Here is a 12,026-nt window from a genome sequence, read left to right as displayed (position 1 = left end):
AATATTTTAAAATATGTAAATAATTTAAACTCACTACTAGTTTTTCCAGCTTCTTATTTATTAATTGATTGTATTTGTTTTGTATTACTATGTTACATCATTACTTTCTAGCATTATTGTGTTAGAATTAGGTTTGCAATGACAAAGACAAAAGATTAGCGACTATTAAAAGTGGGTTTCAAACCGTGTTGTGATAGAATTAGGTTTGCAATAAGAAAGGTTATGATGCAAGATTTTGGTTTTTCATTGTTTCAAACCGTGTTGTGATAGAATTAGGTTTGCAATAGAAGATTTACAATGAGTAGATTTTTAGTGCCTTTAGTTTCAAACCGTGTTGTGATAGAATTAGGTTTGCAATAGGGTTAATTTATCCGTCTTGAGATTTTGTGGAGCGTTTCAAACCGTGTTGTGATAGAATTAGGTTTGCAATAGCGATGAATTGGGCGAAACAGAAAAAGCTCAAGCTGGTTTCAAACCGTGTTGTGATAGAATTAGGTTTGCAATAAATTTTTAACTCTTGTTTGGTTCGTTCTAGTGGTAGGTTTCAAACCGTGTTGTGATAGAATTAGGTTTGCAATATTTTAAAATATTTGAATGCGATATTTATTATCGGTTTCAAACCGTGTTGTGATAGAATTAGGTTTGCAATATGGTAAAAATTTTAAAGTTAGATTTTGCAGCTATGTTTCAAACCGTGTTGTGATAGAATTAGGTTTGCAATACGACCAAGTGCTTGCATATAATCAGCTGCATTCCAGTTTCAAACCGTGTTGTGATAGAATTAGGTTTGCAATTTGAAACCTTAAGTGAAGGGGAGAAAAGTACAATAGTTTCAAACCGTGTTGTGATAGAATTAGGTTTGCAATAGCAAGGAAAACTTGCTTATATATCAAGTATTTGAGAGTTTTTAAAAAGTAGTGATTTTTCCACTTTTAAAATTCTTTCAAATTTTAGTACTTTAGTGGAAAAATTAAACCTATGTTTAGTTTGTATCACTAAAATTAAAAAGCAAATCTAATTCTATCACAACGAGCGTTTGAAATCATAAGTAGGTAGAAATACCGAAAGGTTAGTAAAATATCGGGCAACTGGCTTAGCCACCCTGATAAACTTTAACACAAACATACTAAATTTATTCCCTATCATCACAATAGTTAAAAAATTCACATTAATTACAAGCATTAAGACTAGCGCTACTATTTGGAAAAACTCCATTATCTAAAAGATTTTTCATATTTTTTACAACTCTTTTAAGCCTAGCAAAATCATTCGGAAAAATATTAAAAACCTTATGTTTTAGATGATTTGATGAGCATAAAATCACTCTTTTGCAAGGCTTAGCATAAGTTTGACTAGCCATTTTTGCGTATGCTAGTAGTTGCATTTTCGCCCCGTTGCTAAGATTTAGATTATCGCTTTGTTTAAACTCAAGCACCACCACCTCATCAACCCCAACAAATAGCATATCACAAACCCCACACAGCTCATTATCTTCTAAATATTGATTTTTATAGGCTTTATATTCGCTTAGTCCAAGTTTAGCAAATGTGCGACTTTTGAAAAGCTCGTCTTGCTTTTTATGAAAATCATTGCCAAAATCTACATGTTTAGGATACTTTGGTGTAATATCGCAAAAATTATAAAAATAAAATATCCTAGGACAAAACACAAACTGCCTAATCAAACTCGCCTTCAAAAGTTCCATGAAATTCCAATCTAAGCTTTTTTATAATAATTACACGAATATTCTACTTTATAATCTATCTTATTTAATTTTAAATTCTCTTCTATAATTTTTTTCTTTTTATAGTGCTCCATTGGATTTATGGTATTTAAAATACCTCTAGCTATACCTTCTAAACATTTTTTATTAATCCCTATTGACATATCATCATCACCCCAACCAGCCTTGTGTCTTGTGCCTGTGCATAAAAATGATATGCTTATATTTTTATTTTGTAAAATTCTAGTAGTACTTTCATAACAAATTGCTTGATTTCCTATAACTTCAAGATTATCACAAATTCCATAGCTATATGTATATCCTTGAAAAATACGCATAGCATTATAAGGATTGCAAATAAAAATTATAACATCAGGTAAATTTAAATAATTTTCAATAGGAGCTATAACAACTCCATAATTTTGCTCTTTAAAGTAGTTTAATTTTGAACGAACATTAAAAGCTGTTTTATCGTCTTTATAAAGCCCCCAACTAGCCCATCTTTGTCCTTTATCATTCAATGTATCAGTTGGATTTATACCTAATACTCTAGGAGCACTTTTGCACTTAAAATCAGCTTCTTTTGCCTTATAAGCAGTTCCCATAGCAGCCATTCTTACCATAGCACAATAATTAAGAGCCTTTGATGGCTCTTTAAAATCAATTTTTTCATATTCTTCTTTTGAATTAATTAATTTAATTCCTATAATTTTATACTTTAAAATTAGTGAAGAATAAAGTGTATTAACAATATCAATATAATTCATATTAGTCCTTATAAAACTCAAAAACTCCAGGAAAAGCAGCATTTATCTTATCTTGCACACCTTTATCTTTAAAACTATTTGCAAAATCAATTGCCCATTTTGCATTTTCATTTTTTGCTTTTACAATAACACCCATAGGAACATTTATCATTTCATTATCTCTTGCTAAATAACTTTTTGGGTCTTTTTTAGCATTACTCATATGAGTAAAAAATACGCAAGCAGCATCTAATTCATCCAATGCTTTTACTGTTTGGGCTTGGTCTAAATCTATTATTTGTATATTTTTAGGATTTTGTACAATATCAATAATTGTAGGATTTTTTACATTTTCATTTAATTTTATAAGCCCTATATTTTCTAAAATTCTAAGTGCAATTTGCATATTCATAGCATCGTTCATTATTACAATTCTTGCATTTTGTGGAATTTCTTCAATATTTTTATATTTTAAAGAATAAAGCCCTATACCCGTATAATAACCATAAGGCTTAACCATCACTAAATCTCCACCCTTACTAGTATTATAATTTTCTATAAATTTTTTATGCTGACCTAATGAAATATCAACTTCTTCACTATTACAAGCCTCAAGGCAAACTGGATTTGCATCAAGTAAAATAAATTCACTTTTATAGCCTTTACTTTCAAAAACAGGCTTAATAGCATCATAAGTTACTTTTGAAATCACAGTTCCACCGACTTTTATGACTTTTTTATCTTCATTTGAACAAGCTATTAGCAAAAATGCTAAAAGCAACAAAATACCTTTAAATATTCTCATTTTTTCTCCTTATTTAAGTTTGTAATAAATAATTTTGCTTATTTTTTCTATTAAAAAAACTATAATTATCAAAATAAAAACTATAAAATACATTATCATCTCATCATATTGTTGATAACCATAAGCAAGTGCAACTGCTCCTAAACCGCCAGCACCAATAGCTCCTGCCATAGCACTCATATTTAGCATATTTACAAGCATTATTGTGTAGTTAGAAATTAAAGTCGGTAAGGATTCAACTAATAAAACCTTAAAAATAATTTGTAAATTTGTAGCACCAAAAGATTTTGCTACTTTTATTAAATCCTTATCAATGGTATTAAACGAATTTAAAGTCATTCTAGCTGCAAAAGGAGTACACGCTAATGTAATTGTAAAAATAGCTGCATTTACACCAATTGAAGTGCCTATAAAAAATTTTGTTATGGGAGTAATTGCTACCATTAAAATAAGGGTGGGAAATGATCTTATTAAATCAGTAAATTTTTCTGCTAAGAAAAATATAATTTTATTGGGCTTTAAACCATCTGGTTTAGTGATAAACATTAAAATTCCAAGTAAAAATCCAAAAAAAACTGAAAAAACAAATGAAAAAAATATCATTTTTAAAGTTACTAAAATTGATGGAATAATTAATATATTCATATATTCAAATAATCTTGTATCACCAAACACTATCATCCTTTTGTTTATAAGTAATATCTAGACTTTTTAATAAATCTAAAAAAGTATTTTTATCAATCTCATTTATTGAAATATTAATTTGCATAGTAGAAGTATTATTAAAATGATGATAATTAGTACTTATAATTTCATAAGGATTATTTAAAATTTTTGATAAATCATAAAATATTTGCGTATACTTTTCATAATTTTTTATATATAAACTAAACTCTAAACCTGATTTATTAAGCCTAAAATCATCATTTAAGAAAAATTCACTGGCACTAAATAGATTAGATATCTCGCCATTTTTTATATAATAAATTTCATCACAAATTGCCCTTACCACATTCATTTCGTGAGTTACTATAATTATTGTTATATTTAGTTTTTCATTTAATTCTTTTAATAGTTTTAATATTGATTCAGTAGTGCCTTCATCAAGTGCTGATGTACATTCATCACATAATAAATACTTAGGCTCTAACGATAAAGCCCTTGCTATTGCTACTCTTTGTTTTTGCCCACCACTTAATTCATTAGGTTTTACATAAAGTTTATCAAAAAGCCCTACTAGTTTTGCAAGTGATTTTACTTTTAAATCAATTATATTTTTATCATATCCCCAACACTGCATAGGTAAAGCAATATTATCATAAACATTTTTTCTTGATATTAAAATATAATTTTGAAATATCATACCTATATTTTTTCTAGCTATTCTTAGTGCTTTTTCATCTAAAGTATTGATTAATTGATTATCTATATAAATTTCACCACTTTGAAATTTTTCTAAGCCATTTATACAAGATAGTAATGTAGATTTTCCTGAGCCACTTTTGCCTAAAATTGCACAGATTTTACCATCATTTATTTTAAAGGATATATTGTTTAAAATTTTATTATTATTGTAAAATTTATTTAAGTTTTTTACAACTATCATTGATTTCCTTACGCCAATTTGTATGCATAACAAAACAAATTATAACAGCAAACAATAAATATGAGATTTACTCATTTTCCCTAATCACTATTTTAAATTCTTTATTTTTTTTCATCGTTTTACTCAAACATACGAAATTTATACTAAGCAATAAAATTTTATAAACAAACAACATTTAAGCTTAAACATATCTAAGCTAAACATACGAAATTTACTAAATACTATCAAAACTAAGTTGCTCTAAATCAGCCTTTTTATAGCCGTGCGTATAGTCTAAATCTATCTCACACCTACACAAAAACGCCTTATCCCCATCATCACAAAGCTTTTTAAAAAGCTCTTTTACCACCTTTATCTCACTTTTGCTAAGCTCTCCATAAAAGACTAATTTTTGGATATTTAAAAGTCCTAAATCCTTTAGCTCTTCAAAAAGCTTTGTTCGTGATTTGTTATCTTCTATATCGTAGCTTACAATATACACGCTCACCACCTAAACACATAAGAATGATAATTATTCGCACCGCACAAAAACCCACTAAGCTTATAAACTTGCCTTTGTATGATGCTTTCAAGACTTAGTTTAGAGTGATTATATGGCAACTTTTTAGCAAGTGAGCTAAAAATCTCATTTGAAATTAACTTTTTACACTCATTAAAATCGCCCTTTAGCTGATGCCTTAGCTTGATAATATTTCTATCAACTAAAAAACTTCTATACTCTTCCATAATGTCCAAAACTAACGATGGCTTAGCACTTCTTAAGCTATGAAGCACTCCAAAATATGGGTTTAACCCTGCGTTTATCACGCTTTTATAAATTATGTTTAAAAGTATTGCGTAGCCGTAATTTAGGGCTTTATTTACATTATCATCTGCATATCTGCCCGTGCGATTTACAAACTCATCTCCTAAAAGCCTTGTTTGTCTAAGATAATCAAAATAAACTTTTGCTGCACTTCCTTCAATGCCAAAAATGCTATCTTTTGTCATTTTATAAGTTTTTAGCTCGTTAATAAATGTTTTTAATTGCTCGGTGGTTTTTTGTTTTAGCAAATTATTTTGCAAATACCTTGAAAAGTATAAAATCGTGGAGCGTTGGTTTTTGATTTTACCTATGATTAGCTCTTTTGCTAAGGCTAGGTCTTTGCCGTTTTGTTCGCTTAAAATCTAATGTTTTATCACATTTACGCTTTTATGCTCGTGTAAAGTGTGTAAAGCTAAATGAGATTTAAAGTCATTAAAAAATATCTTAACCCCACGCACTCCACAAGCATAGGCTAAGTCACTACTTAGTCCTACACCACGAGATTTTATACTTATGGTTTTTAGGTTTTTAAGTGGATATTCTTTGATTAACTCTCCATCTTTTTTAACTACTAATCTAGCCGATTTTAGCCCCAAATACACCCCGTAAGAATTCACTACGAGATGTTTTAGCATATATTATCTTTCATAATTTGTCTATTTGCTTTTGAGGTTTGATTTGTTGTGTATTTTAGCCCTAAAACTTCAAAATTATCACAAATTATACTAGCTTTATAATCCCTTGGCTTACCTAAAAACTCAACTAATTCAACATTTAAACACTCATCACAAAACTTCACCCATTTATCATTTTTATCATTTAATGCACTCTTAAAAATATCTAGATCATATCCTAATTTTGCCTTGTTAAAATGCACTTGCACCGTATGTCTAGCAGCTTCACTAACTATAAAGTCAAGCTTTGAGATTTTTTCTGGTAAATTATTTTTAATGCTTATTTTATAGATTTCTTTAGCATTTTCGCTAAGGTTTAAAATATCTAAAATATCGACTATTTTGAATGGTAAAACATTCTTGCTATGATATTTTATACCCACAATTCTATCTTTATCAAAATAATTTTTTGTAGCTATGTTTTCATTTGCTAAACCTTCATAACCTGTATTTCTACGCACTACAAAACTAGCTGCACTAGCTACACTTAGCGAGTATGTAACACGGCGTTTGTTTCTAGCTCTTTTTATATCTTTTTGATTGCCTGTGTAGAAATTATTTATATAAAGCTTATGGATTTTTTCTACTTCATTTTTAGTTTTTACTTCATTTTTTACTAGAATTGCATAGAACTTTTCTATATTTGCCCCATTATCTTTAGGCTTGATTAACTCACCACTTTTAGCATCAAAAAATATATCTAAAACATCTTTTCTCACACTTGATACCAAAAACTTATCTAAAAATTTAATTTTTTCTAGTGTTTTTATATCTTTTGCCTCAAAACTTGCAAAGATTAAATCAAAAACTTTTTTGGTATTTATAAATGTTTTAGTTTTATTTGGCTTTTTTACCTCATCTAACAAATCAAGCTCTTTTAAAATGCCAAAATGTTTATCACTTAAAGCTTTAGCATTTTCATATCTAAGAGAGTAAATCGTATCTTTAAAAAGTTGTTTTCTTGAGATTTTATCTTGGCTAAGCTCTAAATATTTTAAGCTTTGTATGTTTTTTATCTCGCTTTCTTTTAGATAAATATCGCTAAATTCAAACTTTGGCTCAAGCTCACTTGTTGTTTCGTTTATAGATACGGTTTTGCTATCTTTTGTAGCATTTGCTATATAAAACACCACACTAGCATCTATACAATGGCTATGGCTTGATTGGATTTTTTCTTTTGCTATCTCTGGTAATTTTTCGCCTAATCCACGCCTAATAGCACTTGTTAGCTTACTATCAATAAATTTTACATTAATATCTAAATTTTCATTTTTTGTTAGTGCTTTTTGAACTATTAGCTTAGCAAGGCGTTTTTGAGTGCCGTTGGTTGTGGTTTTTAATTTATCTTGTTCTAATAATTCCAATGCTTTAGCATAAAAGTTTTCTTTAGGCATAAAAAGCGCGTGTCTAAAAGCAATTTGCTCATGATATTTTAGATTTTTATAATTTGTATATTTGTCAGTGTCTATATCTTTTAAAGTATTATTTATAAAGATTTTTAACTCATTTTCATTTGCTACACCGCACTTTTTGTATATATCATTTTTATATTCTTCTTTTAAATCAGTAAAATAAATATACCCATCACTTTTTCTAAGATTTTCGTATGATTTTACTGGAATTAAATTCGCTTCAGAATTATACTCACCTTTGCTTCTTGGCAAGATATGATCATATTCAGCATTTTTTAGATTTAAAGACTCCCCACTATAAGGGCATATTACAAAATGTTCTTTAGGCTTTCTTTTTACTTTAGTTTTTGTAAGCTCTTTTGCCGCAGTTTCAAAAGCAAAGGCATTTTGCTCTATATTTATACTCAATTCTTTAGTATTGCTTAAATCCAAATCACTCACTATCTCATAAGCAAGTCTATCAATATACATTTCAACCCTACCATTTATAAGCCTAGCACTATCCGAGCCAAATACCGAGCACATAGCTTTCTCGCCACTTGTTCTTAGTAAAGTTTGCAATGAGTGTTCCTTGCAAAGCTTATTAAAACCTTTAGTATTATCTAGGATTATATTTGAACTCTGAAGCAGTTGATTTATCATAGTTTTTAGCTTGTCGCTTTTAGCTGTATTTTTAAATATTTCTTGGCTTGTTATTAATTCATAGGCTTTTTTGTATTGCTCTAAAATCTTTTTTAATTCCTTATCATTTGTAGCCTTATTTTCTAACAAAGCATTTTCATCATCTAAAGCCTTGTAAAAGGCATTTTGATAGTGCTTAGCTGTTTCGCTAAGATGAACTAAAAAGCCCTTTAAAGTAGTATTACCTTTAATTTTATTTTCTTTATTATTTATAAACTCTACAAAAACTTTTACATCATTTTCGCTAAATCCACTAGGTTTAGCCCACAAAATACTAAGATGAGTATGTTTAAGGTTATTTTTATAAGGAGTATGGCATCCACAAGGCTTTAAAAGTTTGTTTGACAATACACCTTTTTTAGCCAGCAGCAATTCATCATAATATTTATTTGCAAAGTCTTGTAAGGCATTAAAATCGTTATCATTTAAGCATATTGTATCTTTAAAATATTTTGCGTATTTATCAAAACTTCTAGGATAAAGCTTAATATCTTCTAAATACCCCTTAGATACATCTAAAAATCTTTGAAAAACCACTTTTAATTCATTTTCATCTAACTCATTGTATTCTTTGATAACGCCGTTTTCGTCCATAGTAAGGCTTGAAAAATTAGGATTTTCTAAAATATGTTTTAGGCAAGTTTTTAATCTATCGCTAAGGCTATCTTTTAGCACCAACACATTACAAGTTTGAAGGTGTTTATTATTCATTCTCTCATATGGTGGAATGCTTGTTATCGGATCATTTTTACATAGATATTCATAGCTTGAGTTTTTTAGATTTTCTAACATTGTGCGTTTGTTTTCTAACTCTTTTTCGCCTTGAAAGGTAAGAAATTTTATATTTCTTATGCTTTGTTTTCTTAATTTTTCATCATCAAAAACATCATCAAACTTGTTATTAAAATACCTTCTTAAAACCCTTGTTTGATAATTTGAAATATTACCAATAAGGTTGGCTAACTCATCGGCATTTATATTTAATTTTGAAATTACGCTTTCAAATTCCACACTTTTGCAAAGTTCTTTTATGTCTTGTATATATTTTTCTCTGTGTTTGTTATTTTTAAGCATTTCATTTCTAAGAGCTTCAAACATATCTGTAATAGCTTTTCTATCACTTGCTTTTATATTATAAACAAATTTATCGTTATCATATTTTTGCATTATTAGGCTAGTTTGCTTAGCTAAAAACTCACAAAACTCATCAGTATCATACTCGTTTGCAAAAGTTGAAAGCCTTAATTCATAGTCGTTTTTACTAATGCAGTTTTTAAACTCATAGCCATCAATTTCATTTAGCAATTCTAAGCCCTCATCGCTAATGTCATTTTCAAATTCTATATTTATATAATTAAACCCACGATTTTTAAGTAGTCCATATATTAGCTCAAGTTCGCTTTGGCTTAAATCTTTGATTTTGATTTTATTTAACAATTCATTTAAAAGCCTTCTAGCAAATTTTGACCTTTTTATACCCCTTTTTTGGTGTCTTTTGGAAGTTCTATCTTTTTTCAAAAAATTTATAAAAGATGGGTCAAAAATATAGTTCATAGCCGTTTTATATACAATCTTTCCATCTTTTGTATGTGTTATAAATACTCCATTATTTTTTGCTCCCATATCTATGCCAATATAAGTTTTCATTTTTGTTCCTTTAAATTCATTTGTGTGAGTATATATAAAATATTATAATTTATAAATGTTATGGAATAAATAATAAAATATCGGAGTTATAAAATAATTATCCGATATTTTTCTACTCTTATTAGTGATTTTAAAATCAAAAGTTTTAAAACTAACATTTACCTATACATAAAATATCATGAGTTGAATTAATTTTACTGAAGGGTTATCGGGGTGGCTAAGCCAGTTGCCCGATATTTTACTAACTTTAAAATGATTTCAAACCCTAATATATTGTGATAGAATTAGATTTGCTTTTTAATTTTAGTGATACAAACTAAACATAGGTTTAATTTTTCCATTAAAGTTCTAAAATTTGAAAGAATTTTAAAAGTGGAAAAATCACTACTTTTTAAAAACTCTCAAATACTTAACATACAAACAAGTTTTCCTTGCTATTGCAAACCTAATTCTATCACAACACGGTTTGAAACTTAAAAAACCCATAGGACAAATAAGGATTTTTGAATTGCAAACCTAATTCTATCACAACACGGTTTGAAACTAACTCCTGCAGCGATAAAAAATATCGCAAATATAAATTGCAAACCTAATTCTATCACAACACGGTTTGAAACAAAAACATTGATACTTGTCCTTGTTATTATGAATTATTGCAAACCTAATTCTATCACAACACGGTTTGAAACTTAAAAACAAAAATAAAAAACTTATCGTAATTTTTTATTATAAGCCCAATTCTAATAAAATTTAAATAGAAAAATAAAAACCTATTATTACCAAAATTTTTATTAATGCTTTTTTGCAAAACCTGCTTTTATATCTAAATTATTAAGCTTATTTATGCTTTTTGTTAGATTATTCATTTTATCAGTGCTTAGCTTTGCAATTTTGCCAAGTTTTTCTAATCTTTCTTGCTGTGTTTTTAGCTTATCAAATCCACCTAAGGCTAACTTTAGCCCTAAGCCAAACTGCATATCCATTAAGCTCTCCTTAATATTGTTTATTTATAATGCCCCTGCGATGAGTTAGATGGCTACTAACTCGGGTAAAGGGGTTAAACTGCACTGATATCGCTACTTTGCAGAAAGCCTTAAGCATTAGCCAATGCCGTTTATTCGTTGGTTCCCCAAACGCCACCATTTATTCCCACTTTCTTTCCTGTGTAATAGATGTAACAATAGCTTCATTCTTGCTAGTCTTTTTAATAGCTAAGCGATAATAAGTGCCTAAATGACTAACTACTACTTCAGCCTGTGAATGTGCTTTTGAAAGTGTTTTATTTTTAATGTTTTTTAACATTTGCGGTATCATTGCATAATCATAAGATGTTATATGTTTTCTGTGCTTATGAGTAAAAACATTTTCCAAGCTTACAAATAATGGCAAGTCTTGTCCTAAAATATCACAATTACCTACTTTTAAAAGTTTTCCTTTATAGTTTTGCTCTTTCTCATCATTAAATACCTTTTTTATAGTGTTATAATTGTTTCTAACTTCTTTTATTTGCATTAAACTTTCTTTTATCCTAGTATTAACTGCCTTATGTACCTCGTGAGGTAAGCCTTTTACTTGCTCGTTTAAATACTCTGTTAAGTTTTGGATTTTTTGCTCGTATGATTTTATACCATTTTTAAAGCCATCATCAGGGATATTTAAAAGCGGTGCTTTTTTTCCTGTATAACCCAAATCTCTTGCTTCATCTTTACTTAAAACCTGTGTTTTACACCTACAACCCCAGCTATTCGGTGGATAATTGTTACGCCAACAATAATGCTCCTTAGGTAAAATAAGTCCGTGAAAGGCTTTATGACTATCTCTAGTTCTATTATCCATAATTGCTACATATCTTAAGTAAGGCTTATCGCTAATTAGTTGTTTTTCATATCTTGCAAAGCTATATACTTGTCTTAGGTTTTGATTAAAA

At 28.5% G+C, this 12,026-nt stretch carries 9 protein-coding genes, 1 pseudogene and 1 CRISPR repeat array; all 10 genes and pseudogenes read right to left on the bottom strand.

Features of this window, described 5'->3' with window-relative positions:
• Positions 1 to 175: 175 nt before the first annotated feature.
• Positions 176 to 867: a CRISPR direct-repeat array (repeat unit 38 nt; unit sequence GTTTCAAACCGTGTTGTGATAGAATTAGGTTTGCAATA).
• A 301-nt stretch (positions 868 to 1,168) separates the two neighbouring features.
• Positions 1,169 to 1,705: a CRISPR-associated protein Cas4 gene (gene cas4, locus AVBRAN12637_RS09340; RefSeq protein WP_336615796.1), complete on the bottom strand. Its 537-nt coding sequence runs from the start codon at positions 1,703 to 1,705 to the stop codon at positions 1,169 to 1,171.
• 11 nt (positions 1,706 to 1,716) lie between these two features.
• A complete protein-coding gene (locus AVBRAN12637_RS09335) occupies positions 1,717 to 2,490 on the bottom strand; it encodes a DUF169 domain-containing protein (protein ID WP_336615795.1) in 774 nt (257 codons plus the stop codon).
• 1 nt (position 2,491) lies between these two features.
• Positions 2,492 to 3,274: a MetQ/NlpA family ABC transporter substrate-binding protein gene (locus AVBRAN12637_RS09330; RefSeq protein ID WP_336615794.1), complete on the bottom strand. Its 783-nt coding sequence runs from the start codon at positions 3,272 to 3,274 to the stop codon at positions 2,492 to 2,494.
• A gap of 9 nt (positions 3,275 to 3,283) precedes the next feature.
• Positions 3,284 to 3,949 (bottom strand): ABC transporter permease subunit, encoded by a 666-nt coding sequence (locus AVBRAN12637_RS09325; RefSeq protein ID WP_336607396.1) that lies wholly within the window; start codon positions 3,947 to 3,949, stop codon positions 3,284 to 3,286.
• Entirely contained in the window at positions 3,939 to 4,880 is a 942-nt protein-coding gene (locus tag AVBRAN12637_RS09320; RefSeq protein WP_336615793.1) for a methionine ABC transporter ATP-binding protein, read from the bottom strand. Before AVBRAN12637_RS09320 ends, AVBRAN12637_RS09325 begins: the two co-directional genes overlap by 11 nt.
• Before the next feature lie 214 nt (positions 4,881 to 5,094).
• On the bottom strand, positions 5,095 to 5,361 hold the full coding sequence (cas2, locus tag AVBRAN12637_RS09315) for a CRISPR-associated endonuclease Cas2 (RefSeq protein ID WP_336615792.1): 267 nt from the start codon (positions 5,359 to 5,361) through the stop codon (positions 5,095 to 5,097).
• A 2-nt stretch (positions 5,362 to 5,363) separates the two neighbouring features.
• Positions 5,364 to 6,320 (bottom strand): annotated as a pseudogene (cas1, locus tag AVBRAN12637_RS09310) (CRISPR-associated endonuclease Cas1).
• Entirely contained in the window at positions 6,314 to 10,099 is a 3,786-nt protein-coding gene (locus tag AVBRAN12637_RS09305) for an HNH endonuclease domain-containing protein (protein WP_336615791.1), read from the bottom strand. Before AVBRAN12637_RS09305 ends, cas1 begins: the two are co-directional and overlap by 7 nt.
• A gap of 791 nt (positions 10,100 to 10,890) precedes the next feature.
• Complete coding sequence (locus tag AVBRAN12637_RS09300) at positions 10,891 to 11,082, bottom strand: hypothetical protein (protein WP_336615790.1); 192 nt, start codon at positions 11,080 to 11,082, stop codon at positions 10,891 to 10,893.
• Positions 11,083 to 11,242: 160 nt separating this feature from the next.
• The coding region (locus AVBRAN12637_RS09295; protein ID WP_336615789.1) for a phage head morphogenesis protein at positions 11,243 to 12,026 on the bottom strand (784 nt) is incomplete at its 5' end.

It is taken from the genome of Campylobacter sp. RM12637, assembly GCF_020137645.1.
GTDB lineage: Bacteria > Campylobacterota > Campylobacteria > Campylobacterales > Campylobacteraceae > Campylobacter_E.
The sequence above is the reverse complement of the archived record's forward strand: the minus strand, read 5'-3'. Positions and strand labels throughout refer to the sequence as shown.